At 54.0% G+C, this 21,228-nt stretch carries 21 protein-coding genes; 12 read left to right on the top strand and 9 right to left on the bottom strand.

Going from position 1 to position 21,228, the window contains the following annotated elements; all coding sequences use genetic code 11:
* Window positions 1-100: 100 nt before the first annotated feature.
* Window positions 101-790: a CPBP family intramembrane glutamic endopeptidase gene (locus OGX81_RS14830; protein ID WP_104868692.1), complete on the bottom strand. Its 690-nt coding sequence runs from the start codon at window positions 788-790 to the stop codon at window positions 101-103.
* A gap of 175 nt (window positions 791-965) precedes the next feature.
* Between OGX81_RS14830 and OGX81_RS14835 the strand changes: the two genes are divergently transcribed.
* The 4 genes from OGX81_RS14835 (at window position 966) to OGX81_RS14845 (ending at window position 3,966) form a co-directional block, all read left to right on the top strand.
* Entirely contained in the window at window positions 966-2,456 is a 1,491-nt protein-coding gene (locus tag OGX81_RS14835) for a carboxypeptidase M32 (RefSeq protein WP_104868693.1), read from the top strand.
* Window positions 2,457-2,616: 160 nt separating this feature from the next.
* On the top strand, window positions 2,617-2,877 hold the full coding sequence (gene asr, locus OGX81_RS14840) for an acid resistance repetitive basic protein Asr (RefSeq protein ID WP_049011953.1): 261 nt from the start codon (window positions 2,617-2,619) through the stop codon (window positions 2,875-2,877).
* A gap of 88 nt (window positions 2,878-2,965) precedes the next feature.
* Window positions 2,966-3,046 carry a small membrane protein YdgU gene (ydgU, locus tag OGX81_RS22145; protein WP_455549893.1) on the top strand — a complete coding sequence of 27 codons (81 nt, stop codon included), beginning with the start codon at window positions 2,966-2,968 and terminating at the stop codon, window positions 3,044-3,046.
* Window positions 3,047-3,147: 101 nt separating this feature from the next.
* Entirely contained in the window at window positions 3,148-3,966 is an 819-nt protein-coding gene (locus tag OGX81_RS14845; protein WP_104868694.1) for a trypsin-like serine peptidase, read from the top strand.
* Between the two features lie 45 nt (window positions 3,967-4,011).
* Here OGX81_RS14845 and mdtI read toward each other — a convergent pair whose 3' ends face one another.
* The 3 genes from mdtI to OGX81_RS22150 all read right to left on the bottom strand — a co-directional run bounded on the left by mdtI (window position 4,012) and on the right by OGX81_RS22150 (window position 4,975).
* Window positions 4,012-4,341, bottom strand: coding sequence for a multidrug/spermidine efflux SMR transporter subunit MdtI (gene mdtI, locus OGX81_RS14850; RefSeq protein WP_104868695.1), 330 nt, complete (start codon window positions 4,339-4,341; stop codon window positions 4,012-4,014).
* Complete coding sequence (gene mdtJ, locus OGX81_RS14855; protein WP_012132479.1) at window positions 4,328-4,690, bottom strand: multidrug/spermidine efflux SMR transporter subunit MdtJ; 363 nt, start codon at window positions 4,688-4,690, stop codon at window positions 4,328-4,330. Before mdtJ ends, mdtI begins: the two co-directional genes overlap by 14 nt.
* 111 nt (window positions 4,691-4,801) lie before the next feature.
* Complete coding sequence (locus OGX81_RS22150) at window positions 4,802-4,975, bottom strand: protein YdgV (protein ID WP_012132481.1); 174 nt, start codon at window positions 4,973-4,975, stop codon at window positions 4,802-4,804.
* 136 nt (window positions 4,976-5,111) lie between these two features.
* Here OGX81_RS22150 and OGX81_RS14860 point away from each other — a divergent pair, with 136 nt between their 5' ends.
* Entirely contained in the window at window positions 5,112-6,146 is a 1,035-nt protein-coding gene (locus tag OGX81_RS14860; protein ID WP_047457210.1) for an AI-2E family transporter, read from the top strand.
* Between the two features lie 60 nt (window positions 6,147-6,206).
* On the opposite strand, the gene pntB is transcribed toward OGX81_RS14860, so the two are convergent.
* Together pntB and pntA are read right to left on the bottom strand one after the other, a co-directional pair.
* The gene (gene pntB / locus OGX81_RS14865; RefSeq protein WP_012132483.1) at window positions 6,207-7,595 is read right to left on the bottom strand and encodes a Re/Si-specific NAD(P)(+) transhydrogenase subunit beta; all 1,389 of its coding nucleotides are present in this window, start codon (window positions 7,593-7,595) and stop codon (window positions 6,207-6,209) included.
* Between the two features lie 10 nt (window positions 7,596-7,605).
* Window positions 7,606-9,135, bottom strand: coding sequence for a Re/Si-specific NAD(P)(+) transhydrogenase subunit alpha (gene pntA / locus OGX81_RS14870; protein ID WP_104868697.1), 1,530 nt, complete (start codon window positions 9,133-9,135; stop codon window positions 7,606-7,608).
* Between the two features lie 525 nt (window positions 9,136-9,660).
* On the opposite strand from pntA, the gene ydgH reads away from it, so the two are divergent.
* The 3 genes from ydgH (at window position 9,661) to folM (ending at window position 13,036) form a co-directional block, all read left to right on the top strand.
* Window positions 9,661-10,605 carry a DUF1471 family protein YdgH gene (gene ydgH, locus OGX81_RS14875; protein WP_012132486.1) on the top strand — a complete coding sequence of 315 codons (945 nt, stop codon included), beginning with the start codon at window positions 9,661-9,663 and terminating at the stop codon, window positions 10,603-10,605.
* A gap of 289 nt (window positions 10,606-10,894) precedes the next feature.
* Complete coding sequence (locus OGX81_RS14880) at window positions 10,895-12,277, top strand: amino acid permease (protein WP_012132487.1); 1,383 nt, start codon at window positions 10,895-10,897, stop codon at window positions 12,275-12,277.
* A 36-nt stretch (window positions 12,278-12,313) separates the two neighbouring features.
* Entirely contained in the window at window positions 12,314-13,036 is a 723-nt protein-coding gene (folM, locus tag OGX81_RS14885; protein WP_047457214.1) for a dihydromonapterin reductase, read from the top strand.
* On the opposite strand, the gene OGX81_RS14890 is transcribed toward folM, so the two are convergent.
* Window positions 13,033-13,368, bottom strand: a complete 336-nt coding sequence (locus OGX81_RS14890; protein WP_012132490.1) for a GlpM family protein — start codon at window positions 13,366-13,368, stop codon at window positions 13,033-13,035. The two genes, folM and OGX81_RS14890, sit on opposite strands and share 4 nt — an antisense overlap.
* A 127-nt stretch (window positions 13,369-13,495) precedes the next feature.
* Here OGX81_RS14890 and rstA point away from each other — a divergent pair, with 127 nt between their 5' ends.
* The 3 genes from rstA (at window position 13,496) to tus (ending at window position 16,571) form a co-directional block, all read left to right on the top strand.
* Window positions 13,496-14,230, top strand: coding sequence for a two-component system response regulator RstA (rstA, locus tag OGX81_RS14895; RefSeq protein WP_024130356.1), 735 nt, complete (start codon window positions 13,496-13,498; stop codon window positions 14,228-14,230).
* Window positions 14,231-14,242: 12 nt separating this feature from the next.
* On the top strand, window positions 14,243-15,544 hold the full coding sequence (rstB, locus tag OGX81_RS14900) for a two-component system sensor histidine kinase RstB (RefSeq protein WP_104868698.1): 1,302 nt from the start codon (window positions 14,243-14,245) through the stop codon (window positions 15,542-15,544).
* A 97-nt stretch (window positions 15,545-15,641) separates the two neighbouring features.
* Entirely contained in the window at window positions 15,642-16,571 is a 930-nt protein-coding gene (gene tus, locus OGX81_RS14905; RefSeq protein ID WP_049009311.1) for a DNA replication terminus site-binding protein, read from the top strand.
* On the opposite strand, the gene fumC is transcribed toward tus, so the two are convergent.
* Both fumC and fumB read right to left on the bottom strand, forming a co-directional pair.
* Window positions 16,568-17,971 carry a class II fumarate hydratase gene (fumC, locus tag OGX81_RS14910; RefSeq protein ID WP_047457217.1) on the bottom strand — a complete coding sequence of 468 codons (1,404 nt, stop codon included), beginning with the start codon at window positions 17,969-17,971 and terminating at the stop codon, window positions 16,568-16,570. The two genes, tus and fumC, sit on opposite strands and share 4 nt — an antisense overlap.
* Before the next feature lie 159 nt (window positions 17,972-18,130).
* Window positions 18,131-19,777: a class I fumarate hydratase gene (gene fumB / locus OGX81_RS14915; RefSeq protein WP_110123533.1), complete on the bottom strand. Its 1,647-nt coding sequence runs from the start codon at window positions 19,775-19,777 to the stop codon at window positions 18,131-18,133.
* Window positions 19,778-20,038: 261 nt separating this feature from the next.
* On the opposite strand from fumB, the gene manA reads away from it, so the two are divergent.
* On the top strand, window positions 20,039-21,214 hold the full coding sequence (gene manA / locus OGX81_RS14920; RefSeq protein ID WP_104868700.1) for a mannose-6-phosphate isomerase: 1,176 nt from the start codon (window positions 20,039-20,041) through the stop codon (window positions 21,212-21,214).
* Window positions 21,215-21,228: the final 14 nt, after the last annotated feature.

Raw genomic sequence — 21,228 nt, forward strand, 5'->3', positions numbered from 1 at the left:
TTGACTTTACCCCGCGCGATACCCAAAAGCGAGACCGGAAGATAAAACTACCTGTAATGGTGGGCAACACTGACGATATCGCTTCCGAATGCCGTAAATATCACCCGGAGGATAATAAGACCTGAACGCCATATTGTATCCCGATCACCGTCGCATTCATTAATATATGCAGGGTAACAGGCATTAATAACCCTCTAGATTTGACTCTGGCGATAATAAGCACCTGTGATATTAAAAATAACATCAATAATGTTCTGATATCGGCGTACTGCGTATGCATCAGCGCAAACAGCGTTGAAACGGCAAGCGACGTCGCCCACACCTTATCATTGAACCAGTACTGAAAGGCGTTGAACAGACACCCTCTGAAGACGATTTCCTCGTAGACCGGGACGAGGAAAATCAGTGACAGGTTGGTCAGCCAGAAAGCGTAGTTATGCAATGAAACCTGCGTCATAACCCACGCTTCTGTTTTTCTCATCCCCAACATAGCAGGTAAAAGAAACTGGATGATCAGAATGGCGCCAAACAAAATAACAAACCACTTTGCACTCAATGTGCCTTTTCCCAGACCGTCTCTTTTTCTAAAAAAGAGATAATACAGCGGGACCAGAATAAGAAACTCCAGCACAAACATCAGCGGTAAAAGTAACCCACTTTCCATTAATTGCGCACTGCGGGTAAAAAACAGTGGCGTAAATGTAATACCAAACATCAGCATAAACATAGAAAAGCAGCCTGACACTGCTTTTGTCCTGACAATATAGGCGTTATTGATTTCCTGTTGCATCCCTGTTCCCTGTTAATATTTCACCAGTGTGCTTCACGACACCGCCATTTATGATAAGAAGTATCATTATCACTTACAACCTACCAACATTTCTGCCATCGTTGCTATCAGAGCATAAACATGTATGAATCAGGGTAAACTCCTCACATTCGCAGAACACGACGGGAACACAACAATGTCCAACAAGAGCCACTACCAACAACTCACCCGCACTTTCCAGCGCCTCTCCCGCTTTTCGCATCTCTCCGCTATCGCCAGTTGGGATATGTTCACCATGATGCCTCCCGGTGGAAGCACCGCGCGAGGCGAAGCGCTGGCCGAGCTGAACGTGCTGGAACATCAGTTATTGACTGACCCGAAGGTTGCGCAGTGGATAGCCGCCGCCGGGCAGGAAGATTTGAACGATGCTGAGCAGGCGAACCTGCGTGAAATGGCGAGGCGGCACCATCAGGCGGCCCTGCTGCCTGAGTCACTGGTGGAGGCGAAATCGCTGGCGGGGAGCCGGTGTGAACACGCATGGCGGAGTCAGCGTCCGGCGAATGACTGGCAAGGATTTGCGCAGAATCTGAAAGAGGTTGTGAAATACAGCCGTGAAGAGGCAAAACTTCGCGCCGAAGCTAAAGAATGTTCGCCCTACGATGCCCTGCTGGATATTTTTGAGCCCGATATGACCAGCGCCCAACTGGATGTTCTGTTTGCGGATGTCAAAACCTGGCTTCCCGATCTGTTAAACCGCGCGGTGTCAAAACAGTCGCATCAGCCACTGATTGCGCCGGTCGGCCCGTTCCCGACGGCGCTACAGCGTGAACTGGGACTGGAAACCATGTCGCAGTTAGGGTTTGATTTTAACGCCGGTCGGCTGGACATCAGCGCCCACCCGTTCTGCGGCGGCGTGCCGGAAGATGTGCGCATCACCACGCGCTATGATGAAAATGAATTACTCAGCGCGCTCTTTGGCGTGATCCACGAAACGGGGCACGCCCGCTATGAACAGAATCTGCCCCACGCCTGGCAGGGTCAGCCGATCGCGTTTGCCCGCTCCACGGCCATCCATGAATCCCAGAGTCTGTTTTTCGAGATGCAACTGGGTCGCAGCACGGCATTCCTCAAACGGCTCATTCCCGCCGTTAAACGTCATTTTGGCGATCAGCCCGCTTTTGAAGAAGCGAATTTCATTGCCTGGAATCAGCGGGTGAAACCGGGCTTTATCCGCGTGGATGCCGACGAAGTGAGTTATCCTGCCCATGTTATCTTGCGCTATGACATTGAACAGGCGCTGATTAACGGCGACATCGAAGTGGATGATATTCCCGCGCTGTGGGATGAAAAAATGCAGGCCTGGCTGGGGCTGTCAACCGCGGGAGATTACCGTAACGGCTGTATGCAGGACATCCACTGGACCGACGGCGGCTTTGGCTACTTCCCGTCTTATACGCTGGGCGCCATGTATGCCGCACAGCTGTTTAGCGCTGCCCGTCGCGCATTGCCGGATCTGCATAATCAGATTGCGCAAGGCGATCTCAGCGCCTTGTTTGACTGGCTGCGACAAAATATCTGGCAGCACGGCAGTCGCTTTACTACCGCGCAGCTGATCGCTCAGGCCACCGGAGAACCGTTGAGCAGCCGTTACTTCCGGGCGCATCTGGAATCACGCTATTTGTCATGATGTCTCTTGTTTGCCCGATAGCGTCAATCTGTCGGGCCGGTTGTACATACCGTTACACACCGATACCAATGACTCACGGAAGCCCTCGATTTACAGCGATATAGTGATTTCACCGGCCCCGCAGTGGGGTTGAATAAAAAACCAAATCGAGGGTATCAGAATGAAAAAAGTATTAGCTCTGGTTGTTGCCGCTGCTATGGGTCTGTCTTCTGCTGCATTTGCTGCTGAAACGGCAACGTCCACGACGGCTCCGGCTGCGGCACCCGCTAAAACCGCACCGGCAAAAACCACGCATCACAAAAAACACCACAAAGCAGCGGCTCAGAAAGCGCCTGAACAAAAAGCGCAGGCAGCGAAAAAACACACCAAAAAAGCGGTAAAACATACTGCGGCTAAACCGGCAGCTAAACCGGCGGCATAAGGTACTGGCGAGTTCTATGGCGCTCCCCCGCGCCATAACACACGGCGCTAAATCATCGGGTTTAGCGCCGTTTCTTCGGAGGGTTAACGTGTTTCGTTACCGCTTTGAGTTGATTCTCACCATGCTTATATTATGCGCCCTTATTGCCACGCATTTTTATATTTCCTGAATGTAGTTATCTGATTTTACTCCCACTTTCCTGCCGTCACGTCTATAGTATTCACTGAGGGTTTGCTTTTAATAATCATAATTACCCACACAGAGTGTGATATGCATAAAACCATTGCGGTATTACTGGGCGTAATTTGTCTTTCCCCTGTCGTTGTTCATGCGGATGAGGCTGATACCACCACGGATACCCGTGAAGCCAAAACGTTATTTTTTGACCATGACGATCGGGTCAAGGTTGAAGATCCAACGCAGTCGCCGTGGGACGCTATTGGTCAACTGGAAACCGCCAGCGGCAACCTGTGTACCGCCACGCTCATTTCATCTCATCTGGCGCTCACCGCCGGACACTGCTTGTTAACGCCGCCGAAAGGGAAGCCAGATAAAGCCGTGGCTTTGCGTTTCGTATCGCAAAAAGGTCTCTGGCGTTATGAAATTCACGGTATTGAAGGTCGGGTCGATCCGTCTCTGGGAAAGCGCTTAAAGCCTGATGGCGATGGCTGGATTGTCCCTCCGGCCGCCGCGCCGTGGGATTTTGGTTTGATTGTGTTGCGTTATCCGCCGTCCGGCATTACCCCACTGCCCTTATTTGAAGGTGATAAAGCCGCGCTAACCGCTGCCCTGAAAACCGCCGACCGCAAAGTGACGCAGTCAGGTTACCCGGAAGATCATCTTGATACGCTTTACTCACATCAGGATTGCCTGATTACTGGTTGGGCGCAAAACGCGGTGCTCTCTCACCAGTGCGACACGCTGCCCGGCGACAGCGGTTCTCCGTTAATGCTGCATACCGACGCTGGCTGGCAGTTGATTGGCGTACAAAGTTCCGCTCCGGCGGCAAAAGATCGCTGGCGGGCTGACAACCGCGCGATTTCCGTCACCGGCTTTCGCGACAAACTGGAAGCGCTGACTCAGGAATAGATGATGGTTCCCGTGCGCTGCCCGCCGTAACGGGCAGCATAGCTGTCAGGCCAGTTTTATCATGATCATGCCGATAAGCAGCAATACCACGCCTACCCAGCCTTTGTTGTTCAGACGCTGTCCAAAAAGCACCCACCCGGCTGCCAGCGTGGCGGCGATACCAAATCCGCCCCACAACGCATATGCCACCGAAAGATCAATGCCTTTCACCGCCTGAGAGAGCGCGCTGAAGGCCGCCAGCACTGCGGCCAGCGACAGAATGCCATAGAACTTGCGACGAAAGCCATCAGAAAACTTCAGGAACACGTTAGCGATGATTTCCAGAACGATCGCCATCGCCAGCCACGCGGCATGAACCCACTCAAACTGCGGCATGCGTCGCCTCCTTCGCGGCGTTTACTGGCTTGCGCGTACCCGATTTGATCAGCGCAATCCCGAATACCAGCGTAACCAGACCCGCAATTTTCATGGCCGATAAGGCTTCGTCAAATAACAGCACGCTAAACAGCGTAATAAATAAAATACCGATGCCTTCCCACAAGGCATACGCCACGCCAAGCGCAATTTTTTTTACGGCAAAAGAGAGAAAAATATACGACAGCGTAATCATGACCAGCATTAAAATAAAACCCGTGTTGCCATTGCTTACGCTTGCCCATTTCATCGACAGCGTTCCGGTAATTTCAGCCGCAATGGCAAGGGCTAATAAAATCCAGTAAAACATGGTGCTTCTCCTGCTTGAGAATATAGTCCTTCGGGCCTGCCGCATGCAGCAAACCAAAAAATAAAATGAATTAGCCAGGCGCGTAACGCCAGCTCAGGCAGAAGTAAGGGACTAAAGCGCGTTGCGCCAGTGCTGCTCACCAGCAAGCAGGAAAGAGGAAGAAGTGCGAAGAAGTACGGTCTGTGTAGAAAAAAACGTCCTGAACATATTGTCCATAATATTACAATTATCCGCAGTGTTGCTTCTCGTCATCGCGGATGAAAATTGTCCTCGGTAGTTAAACACGTCTGATTTGTACCACAGCCTTAGAATTAACTCAAAACCTTTTCACTTCTTTACCCGCGCCGTTTGATTTTTGTTAGCACAGCCCGACAAAAATCACATTATTATAAAGAGTAAGAACAAAAATTCAGGAATTATCATGGCAAAACCGATCATCACGCTTAACGGCCTGAAACTCGTAATCATGCTGGGAATGCTGGTCATCATTCTCACCGGTATTCGCTTCGCTGCCGATATTATTGTGCCGTTTATTCTGGCGTTATTTATTGCGGTGGTACTGAGTCCGCTGGTGCAGCGCATGGTCAGGCTCCGCATCCCGCGGGTTTTAGCCGTATCGATACTGATCGGGATTATCGTGATGGGCATGGTGTTGCTGCTGGCCTATCTCGGCACATCGCTAAATGAGTTAGCCCGCACGCTGCCACAATACCGCTCATCATTGGTTGTGCCGCTGAAAAACATTGAACCGTGGCTACAGCGCCTGGGCATCGGCGTCTCGGTGGATGAGCTGGTGAAATATATCGACCCTAACGCTGCCATGACGCTGGTGACGAATTTGCTGGCGCAGCTGTCTAACGCCATGTCATCCATTTTCCTGCTTTTGTTAACCGTGGTCTTTATGCTACTGGAAGTTCCGCAGTTGCCCGGTAAACTCCAGCAGATGATGGCCAGGCCGGTTGAAGGTATGGCCGCGATTCAGCGCGCAATCGACAGCGTATCGCATTATCTGGTGCTGAAAACGGCGATCAGCATTATCACGGGCGTTGTGGTCTGGGGAATGCTGGCGCTGCTGGAAGTTCGTTTCGCATTCGTCTGGGGACTGCTGGCTTTCGCACTTAACTACATCCCCAATATTGGCTCGGTTCTGGCCGCAATCCCGCCTATTGCGCAGGTTCTGGTGTTCAGCGGTCTTTATGACGCGCTGGTGGTGCTGACGGGGTATCTGATTATCAATCTGGTGTTCGGGAATATCCTTGAGCCCCGCATCATGGGGCGTGGATTGGGCCTTTCCACGCTGGTGGTTTTTCTCTCCCTGATCTTCTGGGGGTGGTTATTAGGCCCTGTCGGCATGCTGCTTTCCGTACCGTTGACGATCATCGTTAAGATCGCGCTGGAGCAAACCTCCGGCGGGCAAAGCATTGCCGTCCTGCTCAGTGACTTGAATAAAACCTGATCTCTTCAGATGCAAAAACGGCCTCCTGAGAGGCCGTTTTATGACTTGCGCCGGTAAAGATTAAAGCGCTTTCAGAATCGCATCCACGCTGGCTTTCGCATCGCCAAACAGCATATGCGTGTTGTCTTTAAAGAACAGCGGGTTCTGCACCCCGGCATAGCCGGTATTCATCGAGCGTTTAAACACGATAACGTTTTGCGCTTTCCAGACTTCCAGAACCGGCATACCGGCAATCGGGCTACGCGGATCGTCCTGCGCCGCCGGGTTCACCGTGTCGTTCGCGCCGATAACCAGCACCGTATCGGTGTCAGCGAAGTCGTCGTTGATTTCGTCCATTTCCAGCACGATGTCATACGGCACTTTCGCTTCCGCCAGCAGTACGTTCATGTGACCAGGCAGGCGCCCTGCAACCGGGTGGATGCCAAAACGCACCTTGATACCGCGCGCGCGCAGTTTCTCGGTGATTTCCGCCACCGGGTACTGCGCCTGCGCAACCGCCATGCCATAGCCAGGGGTAATGATGACCGAGTGCGAATTTTTCAGCATGTCAGCCGTATCTTCCGCCGTGATCTCACGGTGTTCGCCCGCGACCTGATCGTCGCCAGTAGAAGATCCATCGCTGCCGAAACCACCCGCGATAACGCTGATGAAAGAGCGGTTCATCGCCTTACACATGATGTAAGACAGAATCGCACCCGAAGAACCGACCAGCGCGCCGGTGACGATCAGCAGGTCGTTGCCCAGCATAAAGCCTGCCGCCGCCGCTGCCCAACCGGAATAGGAGTTCAGCATGGATACCACAACCGGCATATCCGCCCCGCCAATGGACGCCACCAGGTGCCAGCCGAAAGCCAGCGCAATAATGGTCATCACCAGCAGCGCCAGAACCTGCAAGCCAACGCTTTCGGTACGTACAAACACCACCAGCAGCAGGAAAGAAACCACCAGCGCCGCCAGGTTCATTTTGTGACGATTCGGCAGCATCAGCGGTTTGGACGAAATCTTACCGCACAGCTTGCCAAACGCCACCACGGAACCGGTGAAGGTAACCGCGCCAATGAAGATGCCGAGGAACACTTCCGTCAGGTGAATATTCACCAGAATCGGTTCCAGACCCGCCTCGTGGTACAGGTAGCTGTTAAAGCCCACCAGCACCGCCGCCAGGCCGACAAAGCTGTGCAGAATCGCCACCAGCTCCGGCATTTCGGTCATTTCAACGCGTTTCGCCAGACGGATACCGATCGCCCCACCGATAATCATCGCCACCAGAATCCAGGCAACGTTGCCGGTATCCGGGCCGAAGATCGTCGCCACCAGCGCAATCGCCATCCCGGCGATACCAAAGTTGTTACCCTGTCGGGACGTCTCATGCTTAGAGAGCCCGGCCAGACTGAAGATAAACAGGATCGCGGCAACAATGTATGCAGCTGTAACTAATCCTCCAGACATGTGTTACCCCTTAGTTTTTCCTGAACATTTTCAGCATACGCTGAGTCACGGTGAAGCCACCGAAAATATTAATGCTGGCGATAAGCACCGCGATAAAGCTCAGGAAACTCACCCAGCCTCCCTGGCCAATCTGTAACAATGCCCCGACAACGATAATCCCTGAGATGGCGTTAGTCACAGACATCAACGGCGTATGCAGCGCGTGCGAAACGTTCCACACCACGTAGTAACCCACCACGCAAGCAAGTGCGAAAACGGTGAAGTGGCCGAGGAACTCTTTCGGCGCCACGTCAGCCAGCCAGCCAAACAGAATGATCGCCAGCGCCATCAGCGCATATTTACGCCACGGTGAAACCGGTTTTTCCGCTTCTTTCGGCGCAGGAGCCGCTTGCGGCGCAGCCTGCGGCTGAGCAGACACCTGAATCGGCGGCGCGGGCCAGGTAATTTCACCGTCACGCACGACCGTTACGCCGCGCACAACCACGTCGTCAAAGTCGACGTCGATATTGCCGTCTTTCTCTTTGCACAGCAGCTTAAGCAAGTTGACCAGGTTGGTGCCGTAAAGCTGGGAGGATTGCGTCGGCAGACGGCCCGGCAGATCGGTGTAACCGATAACCTTCACGCCATTGTCGGTCGTGGTCACCTGACCGGCGACGGTGTATTCACAGTTACCGCCGTTTTGCGCGGCCAGATCGACAATCACGCTGCCGGACTTCATGGAATCAACCATCTCGCGCGTGATCAGCGTCGGCGCTGGTTTACCCGGGATTAGCGCGGTCGTGACGATAATATCGACCTCTTTCGCCTGCGCGGCAAAGAGTTCCATTTCCGCTTTTATAAACGCTTCGGACATCACTTTGGCATAGCCATCGCCGCTGCCCGCTTCCTCTTTAAAATCCAGTTCGAGGAATTCAGCGCCCATACTCTGAACCTGCTCTTTTACCTCTGGACGGGTATCAAACGCACGTACAATGGCGCCGAGGCTGTTTGCCGCGCCAATGGCCGCCAGACCTGCGACGCCCGCGCCAATCACCATCACTTTCGCTGGCGGCACTTTGCCCGCAGCGGTAATTTGCCCGGTAAAGAAACGACCAAATTCATGTGCGGCTTCCACAATCGCGCGATAACCGGCGATGTTGGCCATTGAACTCAGGGCATCCAGCGACTGCGCGCGCGAAATACGCGGCACGGAGTCCATCGCCATCACGGTTACATTGCGTTCCGCGAGTTTTTGCAATAACTCAGGATTCTGCGCCGGCCAGAGGAAACTCACCAGCGTCGTGCCCGCATTCAGTAAAGGAATTTCATCGTCTTCCGGCGCATTGACCTTCAGGATGATCTCTGACTGCCAGACCGCATTTCCCTCTACAATTTCTGCGCCCGCTTCTGTAAATGCCTTATCGTCAAAACTTGCCAGTTGACCCGCGCCGCTTTCAACCGCGACGGTAAAACCCAGTTTCAGCAGTTGCTCAACCGTTTTTGGCGTTGCTGCGACTCGGGTTTCATTGGTTAACCGCTCTTTTGGTATGCCAATTCGCATAATGTTCCCTTCCATCGGTTTTTTTGATGATGGTTTGTCAGTGATCGCAGGATGCATACGCACGCCTGCGTAAGAGGTAAGTGCTACCCCGGAAAAATAAAACAGTAACAAACTCTCTATAACCTACTGAAAATAGCGCCTGTGATCTAGCGCCAAAAAACAGTATTTATTATGAAATTTGCAAAATATGAACGATTCAGCCCACAAACAGGAATAATGACCTTGAAATCGCCTTCAGTGACCGATAATTCGCTCAAGCGAAGCGGCAAAACATGATTTAGCGCCATCGACATTCAATCGTTTAACATTAAATTAACTTATAAAATGCGTATGCTTTATCAGTTTTGCCGGTCAAGCGCCTGTTTTTTAGACATATCACCAAATGTTATCATTCTTGTCACTTCAGGCGGTACGATGAGTGAAAAATGACGCAGACATTTGCAGGGTTTAAATGCAATAATCAGCCACGTTTCTAGTCAATAACAATACCAGTACCTGGTTTGCGCAAGGCGAAGGATTATTTTTATGAAGCTTAAGAACACTCTCCTGGCGTCCGCACTGCTTTCTGCGACTGCTTTTTCCGTAAATGCAGCGACAGAACTGACGCCGGAGCAAGCGGCAGCACTAAAACCTTATGACCGCATTGTGGTCACCGGGCGTTTTAATGCCATTGGCGATGCGGTAAATGCCGTATCCCGCCGCGCAGATAAAGAAGGTGCAGCCTCTTTTTATGTTGTTGATACGTCCGATTTTGGCAACAGCGGTAACTGGCGTGTCGTGGCTGACGTTTATAAATCAGACGCGCCAAAATCCGACGCGCCTCAAAACCGTGTAATTAACGGTATCGTCGAATTACCGAAAGATCAGGCCGTGCTGCTGGAACCTTACGACACCGTAACGGTGCAGGGTTTCTACCGTAGCCAGCCGGAAGTGAATGACGCCATCACCAAAGCAGCAAAAGCGAAAGGCGCCTACTCGTTCTACATTGTGCGTCAGGTCGATGCCAACCAGGGCGGCAACCAGCGTATTACCGCGTTTATCTATAAAGAAGATGCGAAGAAACGCGTTGTCCAGAGCCCGGACGTTATTCCTGCTGATTCCGATGCGGGTCGCGCAGCGCTGGCCGCCGGCGGTGAAGCGGCGAAGAAAGTGGAGATTCCGGGCGTCGCGACGACCGCTTCTCCAAGCGCTGAAGTCGGACGTTTCTTCGAAACGCAATCCTCAAAAGGTGGGCGTTACACTGTCACTCTGCCTGACGGAACGAAAGTCGAAGAGCTGAACAAAGCGACCGCTGCGATGATGGTGCCGTTTGACAGCATCAAATTCACCGGCAACTACGGCAACATGACGGAAGTCTCCTACCAGGTTGCCAAGCGTGCGGCGAAGAAAGGCGCGAAATATTATCACATTACCCGCCAGTGGCAGGAACGTGGTAACAACATGACGATCAGCGCCGACCTGTATAAGTAAAGTACGCTCCCGCCATCCGGTGTTGTCATAACGCCTGATGGCGAGACCAGGCATCTTATCCGGCCTACGTGTTAGTAGGCCTGATGAGCGTAGCGCCATCAGGCGCCAATACGATGCTGCCCTATGTGAAATCTACCCACCTTTAGCATTTTTAGTCACAAATGTTTCAGAGATCATTGCATGCGGTCTCTTCTCTCCGTAAAATCCCGCGCCTTAGTGGCTTTCACCATTTTTATGCGTTTTGCCAAAATAATTATTCTCCCACTCTCGTTTTTATAACTGGATACCGATGGAAAAGAAACTGGGACTGAGCGCGCTGACCGCGCTGGTTTTAAGCTCAATGCTTGGCGCAGGTGTGTTTAGTCTGCCACAGAACATGGCAGCGGTGGCCAGCCCGGCAGCGCTGCTGATTGGCTGGGCGATTACGGGCGTCGGGATACTGCTACTGGCTTTCGCTATGCTGATCCTGACGCGCGTTCGCCCGGAACTGGATGGCGGGATTTTCACCTACGCGCGCGAAGGTTTCGGCGAACTGATCGGTTTCTGCTCCGCCTGGGGATACTGGCTCTGTGCCGTTATCGCCAACGTCTCTTATCTGGTTATCGTTTTTTCTGCCCTGAGCTTCTTTACCGATACGCCGGAACTCCGCTTGTTTGGCGACGGCAATACCTGGCAGTCCATCATCGGCGCGTCGGTACTGCTTTGGGTGGTGCACTTCCTGGTGCTGCGCGGTGTGCAAACCGCCGCCAGCATCAACCTGGTCGCGACGCTGGCGAAGCTGTTGCCGCTGGGGTTGTTCATCGTCCTGGCTATCATCATGTTTAAGCTCGATACGTTCAGCCTGGATTTCACCGGTCTGGCGCTGGGCGTTCCCGTCTGGGAGCAGGTTAAAAACACGATGCTCATCACGCTGTGGGTGTTTATCGGCGTGGAAGGCGCGGTTGTCGTCTCCGCCCGGGCGAGAAATAAGCGTGATGTCGGACGTGCGACGCTGCTGGCGGTTCTCGCCGCATTGGGCGTCTACCTGCTGGTGACGCTGCTCTCTTTAGGCGTCGTCGCCCGCCCGGAACTGGCGGAGATTCGCAATCCGTCAATGGCGGGTTTGATGGTGAAAATGATGGGGCCGTGGGGCGAAATCATTATCGCGGCGGGTCTTATCGTTTCAGTCTGCGGCGCTTATCTGAGCTGGACCATTATGGCGGCGGAAGTGCCGTTTCTGGCCTCAACGCATAAAGCCTTCCCGCGCATTTTCGCCCGCCAGAATGCGCAAGGCGCGCCATCGGCTTCGCTGTGGCTCACCAACGCGTGCGTTCAGATCTGCCTGGTGCTGATCTGGCTCACAGGTTCGGATTACAACACGCTGTTGACGATTGCTTCAGAGATGATTCTGGTACCCTATTTCCTGGTCGGCGCGTTCCTGCTGAAAATCGCCGCGCGCCCTCTTCATCAGGCGGTAGGTGTCGGGGCCTGCATTTATGGCTTATGGTTATTGTATGCGTCCGGCCCGATGCACCTGTTGCTGTCGGTGGTGCTGTATGCGCCGGGATTGTTAGTTTTCCTCTACGCACGCAAGACGCATACGCACGATAATGTCCTGAATCGTCAGGAAGTGATGTTGATCGGTCTGCTACTCATCGCCGCTGTTCCGGCTACGTGGATGTTGGTGGGGTAATCGTCGCCCCATTGTTTGATGCCAAAGGAGACTACAATGGGTAAAAACCAGCCCTTGCCCATCCTTATCACGGGAGGAGGCCGCCGCATCGGTCTCGCGCTCGCGTGGCACTTTCTCAATCAAAAACAGCCGGTGATTGTCAGCTACCGGACGCACTATCCGGCCATCGACGGCCTGACGCAAGCGGGCGCGCTGTGCATTCAGGCCGATTTTTCCACCGATGACGGCGTCCTGGCATTTGCTGAGAAGATAAAAACCCATACGCCAGGCCTGCGGGCTATTTTGCATAACGCCAGCGCCTGGATGGCCGAGGCGCCTGGCACCCCGCTCTCTGACGTGCTGGCATGCATGATGCAGATTCACGTCAATACGCCCTATCTGTTAAACCATGCGCTGGAAAGACTGTTGCGCGGCCACGGACATGCGGCCACCGATATCATCCATTTTACGGACTATGTTGTGGAACGCGGCAGCGACAAACACATCGCCTATGCCGCCAGTAAAGCAGCGCTGGATAATATGACCCGCTCCTTTGCCCGCAAACTGGCCCCGGAAGTGAAAGTCAACGCCATCGCCCCGTCGCTGATCCTGTTTAACGAAAACGACGACGCCGAGTACCGTCAGCAGGCGCTCAATAAATCCCTGATGAAGACAGCGCCCGGCGAGAAAGAGGTAATCGACCTGGTGGATTACCTTCTCACCAGTTGCTTCGTTACCGGCCGCAGTTTCGCCGTGGATGGCGGCCGGCACCTGCGTTAATGCAGTTTGATCCAGCAAAATATCAGCAGCCATGCGCTCAGGCCCCAGCACACCACCGCCCCGCCGAGCGCAACGGGCAAACGCAGAAAACCGGTGAAATACCAAAGCGTGGCGAGGTAGACAAAATAAGGGATGATCGACCACATACTGAATACAATGGTCGTGCGTAACGCGTCAATTCCGCGCTCGCTGGCGACAATATAGTGGGCAATCAGTGCAAATGTCGGAAAAAGCGGAATTAATCCGGCGATATAGTAATTTTTTGTTTTTGCCAGCAAACCAATCAATACCACCACCAGCGCACCCAGCGCGGCTTTTATCACGAGTCCCATTTCGATGCCTTAACACATCAATAACATTGAGGCTGTAGCATAACGGAAGCGCTCTCGTTTAGAAAAGATTAATGGAAGGGAAAACGGAGGCGGTGTATGTTGGCGTTTTCTCCGCGTAATGAACGTTATGAACACCATCGTATTTGTTGAGGATGACCCTGAAGTTGGCTCGCTAATTGCCGCTTATCTGGCGAAACACGATATTGAGGTGCTGATTGAACCTCGCGGCGATCTGGCTGAAGAGACGATCCTTCGCACGCAACCCGAGCTGGTGTTACTGGATATCATGCTGCCGGGCAAAGACGGCATGACCATTTGCCGCGATTTGCGAGGCCGCTGGCAAGGACCGATTGTCCTGCTGACCTCGCTGGACAGCGACATGAACCACATCCTGGCGCTGGAAATGGGTGCCTGCGACTACATCCTGAAAACCACGCCCCCTGCCGTGCTCCTCGCTCGTCTGCGCCTGCATTTACGGCAGAATGAACTCACCGCGCAGGCAAAAGGCATTCAGGATACGGCAATGACCCCGCATAAAACGCTGCGTTTTGGCGCGTTGATTATTGACCCGGTCAATCGTTCAGTCGCACTCTCCGGCGAACCGGTTTCGCTTTCCACCGCCGATTTCGAATTACTCTGGGAACTGGCAACCCATGCCGGGCAGATTATGGATCGCGACGCGCTGCTGAAAAACTTGCGCGGCGTCAGCTACGACGGCATGGACCGCAGCGTGGATGTCGCTATCTCAAGGCTGCGTAAGAAATTGCAGGATAACGCCACCGAGCCCTATCGAATCAAAACGGTTCGCAACAAAGGATATCTGTTTGCCCCCCATGCGTGGGAAGAGAGTCAGCGTGATTAACCGGGTGCATCAATGAAAAAACTGTTCGTTCAGTTTTATCTGCTGCTGTTTGTCTGCTTTCTGGTCATGACCCTGTTGGTCGGGCTGGTGTATAAGTTCACCGCAGAACGCGCAGGCAGACAGTCGCTGGATGATTTGATGAAAAGCTCGCTGTATTTAATGCGCAGCGAATTGCGGGAGATCCCTCCGCGCGACTGGGGGAAAACCCTCAAAGAGATGGATCTTAATCTCTCTTTCGATTTGCGCGTAGAGCCGCTCAATAAATACAAACTCGACGCGCTTACCACACAGCGGCTGCGCGAAGGCGACATCGTCGCGCTGGACGATCAGTATACGTTTATCCAGCGCATCCCCCGCAGCCATTACGTGCTGGCCGTCGGGCCGGTTCCTTATCTCTATTTTCTTCACCAGATGCGGCTACTGGATATCGCGCTGATGGCCTTTATCGCCATCTCCCTCGCCTTTCCGGTGTTTATCTGGATGCGCCCGCACTGGCAGGAGATGCTGCGCCTGGAGGCCGCCGCTCAGCGTTTTGGCGAAGGGCACCTCGCAGAGCGCCTTCACTTTGACAACGGTTCCAGTTTTGAACGTCTCGGCATCGCCTTTAACCAGATGGCGGATAACATCAACGCGCTGATCGCCAGTAAAAAACAGCTTATTGACGGCATTGCCCACGAACTGCGTACACCGCTGGTGCGTCTGCGTTACCGGCTGGAGATGAGTGAAAATCTCAGCGCACAGGAGTCGCAGGCGCTGAATCGCGATATCGGCCAACTGGAAGCGTTAATCGAAGAGTTACTGACCTATGCGCGGCTGGACAGGCCGCAGACTGCGTTAACGCTCACCGTTCCCGACCTCCCCGTGTGGCTGGCGAGCCACCTGGAAGACGTACAGAGCGTCAACCCCGGGCGCACGGTGCGGTTCAGCCAGCTTACGCCTGGCGATTACGGCGCGCTGGATATGCGGCTAATGGAGCGTGTGCTGGATAATCTGCTCAATAACGCGCTGCGTTATTCCCATTCCACCGTTCAGGCCAGCCTGTTGTTAAGCGGCAATCAGGCGACCCTGATTGTTGAAGACGACGGCCCCGGTATCGCGCCAGACGCGCGCGAACATGTATTCGAACCCTTTGTGCGCCTCGATCCCAGCCGCGACCGCGCTACCGGAGGCTGCGGGCTGGGATTAGCCATCGTGCGCTCCATCGCCCTGGCGATGGGTGGAACGGTAAACTGTCGCGAAAGTGAACTGGGCGGCGCCAGATTCACCTTCAACTGGCCCGTCTGGCACAACATCCCCGAATTTCCCCCTGCCTGACGCATAGCGCACGATGGTCAGGCTAGGTATGATGTGATATACAGTAAGTATGTTGTAACTAATATCCTTCTTTCTGCGACACTGAAATGGTGGTGATATGGCCCGTTACGATCTTGTCGAACGCCTGAATGGTACTTTTCGCCAGACAGAACACGCGCTGGCAACCCTGACAGAAAATCTCGAACAGCAACCGCTGCTGATTGCCCGCGTCTTCTCCCTCCCCGAAGTGACCAAAGAGGCAGAGCACAACCCTCTGGCGACCATTGCGGTGGAGCAGCATCTGGGAAAAGAGGCCGAATCGCTGGCGCTGCGCCACTATCGCCACCTGTTTATTCAGCAACAGTCTGAAAATCGCAGCAGCAAAGCGGCGGTTCGCCTGCCCGGCGTATTGTGCTATCAGGTTGATGATGCCACGCAGGTCGCGCTGGAAAACCAGATCCAGCACATCAATCAGTTAAAAACGACATTTGAGCGTATTGTGACGGTGGAGTCAGGATTGCCGTCAGCGGCGCGTTTTGAGTGGGTGCATCGCCATCTGCCCGGTCTTATCACGTTGAATGCCTACCGCGCGTTAACGGTGATCAAGAATCCCGCCACCCTCCGTTTTGGCTGGGCCAACAAGCACATTATTAAGAATCTGCGCCGGGATGAGGTGCTGGCGCAACTGGAGAAAAGCCTGAACACGCCGCGCAGCGTGCATCCCTGGACGCGCGAAGAGTGGCAGGCCAGGCTGGAGCGCGAATATCAGGATATCGCCGCCCTGCCGCAACAGGCGCGGCTGAAGATTAAAAGACCGGTGAAGGTACAGCCGATTGCCCGCGTCTGGTACAAAGGGCAGCAGAAACAGGTTCAGCACGCCTGTCCGACGCCGCTTATCGCGCTGATCAATACCGATAAAGGCATGACCGTGCCGGATATCGGCGAACTACTGAATTACGATGCGGACAATGTTCAGCACCGCTTTAAGCCTCAGGCGCAACCGTTGCGACTTATCATCCCCCGGTTGCACCTGTATGTGGCGGATTAACGGCCTGGCTTCATGCTGCCCACCATCAGTTCCGGGCGCACCCAGCTATCAAACTCGGCTTCAGTGAGATACCCCAGCGCCAGGGCGGAGGCTTTTAAGGTCAGCCCTTCCTTGTGCGCTTTTTTGGCGATCTCCGCCGCTTTGTCATAGCCGATGTGCGTGTTGAGCGCGGTGACCAGCATCAGCGATTCATTGAGCAGTTGATTAATACGCTCACGGTTTGGCTCAATACCGACCGCACAGTGCGCATTAAAGCTTTCCATCCCATCCGCCAACAGGCGTACCGATTGCAGGAAATTATGGATAACCATCGGGCGATAGACGTTAAGCTCGAAGTTTCCCGACGCCCCGCCCATATTGATAGCCACATCGTTGCCCATCACCTGACAGCAGAGCATGGTCAGCGCCTCGCACTGGGTCGGGTTCACTTTACCTGGCATAATCGAACTGCCCGGCTCGTTCTCAGGAATGGCAATTTCACCAATGCCGCATCGAGGGCCAGAAGCCAGCCAGCGAACGTCATTGGCAATTTTCATCAGCGACGCCGCCAGCCCTTTTAGCGCGCCGTGCGCATGAACCAGCGCATCACAGGTCGCCAGCGCTTCAAACTTGTTCGGCGCCGTCACAAATGGCGCGCAGGTGATCACCGCCAGCTCATCCGCCACGCGGCGGGCATATTCAGGATGGGTGTTCAACCCTGTGCCCACCGCCGTGCCGCCCAGCGCCAGCTCCGCCACATGCGGCAGGCTATTTTCAATATGTTTGAGATTGTGCTCCAGCATCGCCACCCAGCCGGAAATTTCCTGACCGAGCGTCAGCGGCGTCGCATCCTGCAAGTGCGTGCGGCCAATTTTCACAATGTCGGCAAACGCATGGGACTTTTTGCGCAGCGTATCAGTCAGGACATTAAGCTGCGGGATGAGATGCTTGCGTAGCGCCAGCAGCGCCGCAACGTGCATTGCGGTCGGGAAGACGTCGTTCGAACTTTGGCTTTTATTGACGTCATCGTTCGGGTGAACTTTGCGCTCCATGCCGCGAACGCCGCCCAGCAGTTCGCTCGCGCGGTTCGCCAGCACTTCGTTCATGTTCATGTTGCTTTGCGTGCCCGACCCGGTCTGCCAGATCGCCAGCGGAAATTCGTCGGGATGTTTATCGGCCAGCACTTCATCAGCCGCCTGCATAATGGCGGAGGCTTTTTCCGCCGACAGCAGCCCTAAGTCCTCGTTAACTTTGGCTGCCGCACGCTTGGTCAGCGCCAGCGCATGGATCAGCGAGACGGGCATTTTCTCCGTGGAGATACGAAAATGCTCCAGCGATCGTTGGGTTTGCGCTCCCCAAAGTTTATCTGCCGGAACATCAATCCCGCCCATCGAATCTTTCTCGCAGCGTACCGTCGTCATTACTTTCTCCTTGTTAACAATGAAGTTGAGGACATGCTCACACACCTGTCAGGATTAAGTATTGATTGCTTCATAAATACTGCATGGCGCTTTGTGCGCTTCTGAAATGCCGGGCGGCACAGCGCCTTACCCGGCCTGCAAATGTACCTTCTTATTGTCTTACTTCACGCAGCGCGTGCACTGCGAAGTCTGAATTTGCTGGAAGAAATCATTGCCTTTGTCATCCACCAGGATAAAGGCCGGAAAATCTTCCACTTCAATTTTCCAGATCGCTTCCATCCCCAGTTCAGGGTATTCCACGCATTCCAGACTCCTGATGCTGCCCTGCGCCAGCACGGCGGCAGGCCCGCCAATGCTGCCCAGATAGAAGCCGCCGTGTTTATGGCAGGCATCGGTCACCTGTTGGCTACGGTTGCCTTTGGCCAGCATAATCATACTGCCGCCCTGCGACTGAAGCTGATCGACGTAAGAGTCCATACGTCCTGCGGTCGTTGGCCCCAGCGAACCGGACGCGTATCCTTCAGGCGTTTTTGCCGGCCCCGCGTAGTAGATCGGATGATCTTTAACATACTGCGGCAACCCTTCGCCACGGTCCATCCGTTCTTTCAGTTTGGCGTGCGCGATATCACGCCCCACAATAATCGTCCCGTTCAGCGACAGACGAGTTGAAACCGGATACTGCGACAACTGTTGCAGGATCGCTTTCATTGGCTGGTTGAGGTCAACGCGAACCGCCTCGCCTTCGCCTGCCTGGCGCAATTCTTCGGGAATATATTTACCCGGATTATGTTCCAGTTTCTCGATCCAGATACCTTTGCGGTTGATCTTCGCTTTAATGTTGCGATCCGCAGAGCAGGAGACGCCCATCCCGACCGGACAGGACGCGCCGTGACGCGGTAAACGAATGACGCGGATATCATGGGCAAAATATTTACCGCCGAACTGAGCGCCTAACCCGAGATTCTGCGCTTCCGTCAGCAACTCTTTTTCCAGATCCACGTCGCGGAATGCCTGACCGTGTTCGTTCCCTTCCGTCGGCAGTTCGTCATAGTATTTTGCGGAGGCCAGCTTAACCGTTTTCAGCGTTGCTTCCGCCGACGTCCCGCCGATCACGAAGGCGATGTGATACGGAGGACAGGCCGCCGTCCCCAGTGTGCGCATTTTATCGACCAGGTAATTTTTCAGTTTGCCCGGCGTCAGCAGCGCTTTAGTTTCCTGATACAGATAGGTTTTGTTGGCGGAGCCGCCGCCTTTGGCGATACACAGGAATTTGTATTCATCGCCATCAACGCTGTAGAGATCAATCTGCGCGGGCAGGTTGGTGCCGGTATTGACCTCTTTATACATATCCAGCGGGGCATTTTGCGAATAGCGCAGGTTATCTTCGATGTAAGTGTTATAAACGCCGCGCGCCAGCGCAGCCTCATCACCGCCGCCAGTCCAGACGCGCTGGCCTTTTTTACCAACGATAATGGCCGTACCGGTGTCCTGGCAGGTTGGTAAAATCCCTTTTGCGGCAATGTCCGAGTTGCGCAGGAATTGCAGCGCGACATATTTATCGTTTTCGCTGGCGTCCGGGTCGCGCAGGATATCAGCGACCTGCTGTTGATGCGCAGGGCGCAGCATAAAGGAAGCATCGTGGAATGCCTGACGCGCCATCAGCGTCAGCGCTTCAGGAGCGACCTTAAGCACTTCCTGCCCTTCAAATTCGGCAACGGAAACGTGTTCACTGGTCAGCAGGTAATATTCGGTATCGTCCTTTTTGAGGGGAAAAGGAGCCTGATAATGGAAGGGTTTGTTCGACATTGTTCTCTCACTTACTGCTCGGTCTGGTTATTCTCTGGGCAGATGTTCCATTGCCCTGCTTACCCGTCACGCCTCCAGCGGCAGACATGTTATTGTCCTGCAACCCGAATGCGTCAGGGTGTAAAAAGCGAGTTACACTATCCTACACAATTTTTTAACAAAAACTGAGACAAGTACGACTTTTTGCGCGCAGAGGTTACTTCCCGCGGGTTTCTTGGTTTAATACGCGAATTAATTTCCATATTGAAACAGGGCTTGATAATGCAAAAACTCATCAACTCAGTGCAAAACTATGCATGGGGTAGTAAAACTGCGTTAACGGAACTCTACGGCATTGCGAATCCGTCTCAGCAGCCAATGGCAGAGCTCTGGATGGGCGCCCATCCCAAGAGCAGCTCCCGAATTGAAGGCGCTGACGGGCAAACCGTCTCGTTACGCGACGTGATTGAGCACGATAAAGCCACACTGCTGGGCGAGTCTGTCGCAAAACGTTTTGGCGAACTGCCCTTCCTGTTTAAAGTGCTGTGTGCCGCGCAGCCGCTTTCCATCCAGGTTCATCCGAATAAACACAACTCAGAAATTGGTTTCGCGAAAGAGAATGCGGCCGGTATTCCGATGGATGCCGCCGAGCGTAACTATAAAGATCCGAACCACAAGCCTGAACTGGTCTTTGCCCTGACGCCTTTCCTGGCGATGAACGCATTCCGCGAGTTCTCTGAGATTGTCTCCCTGCTGCAACCTGTTTCCGGCGCGCATACCGCCATTGCCCACTTCCTGCAAGAGCCGAATGCCGAACGCCTGAGCCAGCTGTTCGCCAGCCTGCTCAATATGCAGGGCGATGAAAAATCCCGCGCACTGGCGGTACTAAAAGCGGCGCTGAACAGCCAACAGGGTGAACCGTGGCAGACGATCCGCGTCATATCCGAATTTTACCCGGATGACAGCGGCCTCTTCTCTCCACTGCTGCTGAACGTGGTCAAGCTGAACCCTGGCGAAGCCATGTTCCTGTTTGCCGAAACGCCTCATGCCTATTTGCAGGGCGTGGCGCTGGAAGTGATGGCGAACTCCGATAACGTCCTGCGCGCCGGGCTGACGCCGAAATATATCGACATTCCTGAGCTGGTCGCGAACGTCAAATTCGTTGCCAAACCAGCCGATCAGCTGCTGACAACGCCGGTAAAACACGGTGCGGAACTGGACTTCCCGATTCCGGTGGAAGATTTCGCGTTTTCGCTGCATGACCTCTCCGCTCAGGAAACGGCCATCAGCCAGCAGAGCGCCGCCATTCTGTTCTGCGTGGAAGGCGAAGCGGTGCTGAGCAAGGGCGAGCAGCGTCTGGTGCTGAAACCCGGTGAATCCGCGTTTATCGGCGCTGATGAGTCTCCGGTCAACGCCAGCGGCGTGGGCCGTTTGGCCAGGGTTTACAACAAGCTGTAGCAACATACTGAATT

This window comes from Citrobacter sp. CK206 (assembly GCF_030333125.1).
Taxonomy (GTDB): Bacteria; Pseudomonadota; Gammaproteobacteria; order Enterobacterales; family Enterobacteriaceae; genus Citrobacter_B; species Citrobacter_B koseri.

Bases quoted from the DNA above. Each gene is read 5' to 3' on its own strand.
- OGX81_RS14830 (WP_104868692.1), bottom strand. From the start codon at position 790: ATGCAACAGGAAATCAATAACGCCTATATTGTCAGGACAAAAGCAGTG.
- OGX81_RS14835 (WP_104868693.1), top strand. From the start codon at position 966: ATGTCCAACAAGAGCCACTACCAACAACTCACCCGCACTTTCCAGCGC.
- asr (WP_049011953.1), top strand. From the start codon at position 2,617: ATGAAAAAAGTATTAGCTCTGGTTGTTGCCGCTGCTATGGGTCTGTCT.
- OGX81_RS14845 (WP_104868694.1), top strand. From the start codon at position 3,148: ATGCATAAAACCATTGCGGTATTACTGGGCGTAATTTGTCTTTCCCCT.
- mdtI (WP_104868695.1), bottom strand. From the start codon at position 4,341: ATGCCGCAGTTTGAGTGGGTTCATGCCGCGTGGCTGGCGATGGCGATC.
- mdtJ (WP_012132479.1), bottom strand. From the start codon at position 4,690: ATGTTTTACTGGATTTTATTAGCCCTTGCCATTGCGGCTGAAATTACC.
- OGX81_RS14860 (WP_047457210.1), top strand. From the start codon at position 5,112: ATGGCAAAACCGATCATCACGCTTAACGGCCTGAAACTCGTAATCATG.
- pntB (WP_012132483.1), bottom strand. From the start codon at position 7,595: ATGTCTGGAGGATTAGTTACAGCTGCATACATTGTTGCCGCGATCCTG.
- pntA (WP_104868697.1), bottom strand. From the start codon at position 9,135: ATGCGAATTGGCATACCAAAAGAGCGGTTAACCAATGAAACCCGAGTC.
- ydgH (WP_012132486.1), top strand. From the start codon at position 9,661: ATGAAGCTTAAGAACACTCTCCTGGCGTCCGCACTGCTTTCTGCGACT.
- OGX81_RS14880 (WP_012132487.1), top strand. From the start codon at position 10,895: ATGGAAAAGAAACTGGGACTGAGCGCGCTGACCGCGCTGGTTTTAAGC.
- folM (WP_047457214.1), top strand. From the start codon at position 12,314: ATGGGTAAAAACCAGCCCTTGCCCATCCTTATCACGGGAGGAGGCCGC.
- OGX81_RS14890 (WP_012132490.1), bottom strand. From the start codon at position 13,368: ATGGGACTCGTGATAAAAGCCGCGCTGGGTGCGCTGGTGGTGGTATTG.
- rstA (WP_024130356.1), top strand. From the start codon at position 13,496: ATGAACACCATCGTATTTGTTGAGGATGACCCTGAAGTTGGCTCGCTA.
- rstB (WP_104868698.1), top strand. From the start codon at position 14,243: ATGAAAAAACTGTTCGTTCAGTTTTATCTGCTGCTGTTTGTCTGCTTT.
- tus (WP_049009311.1), top strand. From the start codon at position 15,642: ATGGCCCGTTACGATCTTGTCGAACGCCTGAATGGTACTTTTCGCCAG.
- fumC (WP_047457217.1), bottom strand. From the start codon at position 17,971: ATGACGACGGTACGCTGCGAGAAAGATTCGATGGGCGGGATTGATGTT.
- fumB (WP_110123533.1), bottom strand. From the start codon at position 19,777: ATGTCGAACAAACCCTTCCATTATCAGGCTCCTTTTCCCCTCAAAAAG.
- manA (WP_104868700.1), top strand. From the start codon at position 20,039: ATGCAAAAACTCATCAACTCAGTGCAAAACTATGCATGGGGTAGTAAA.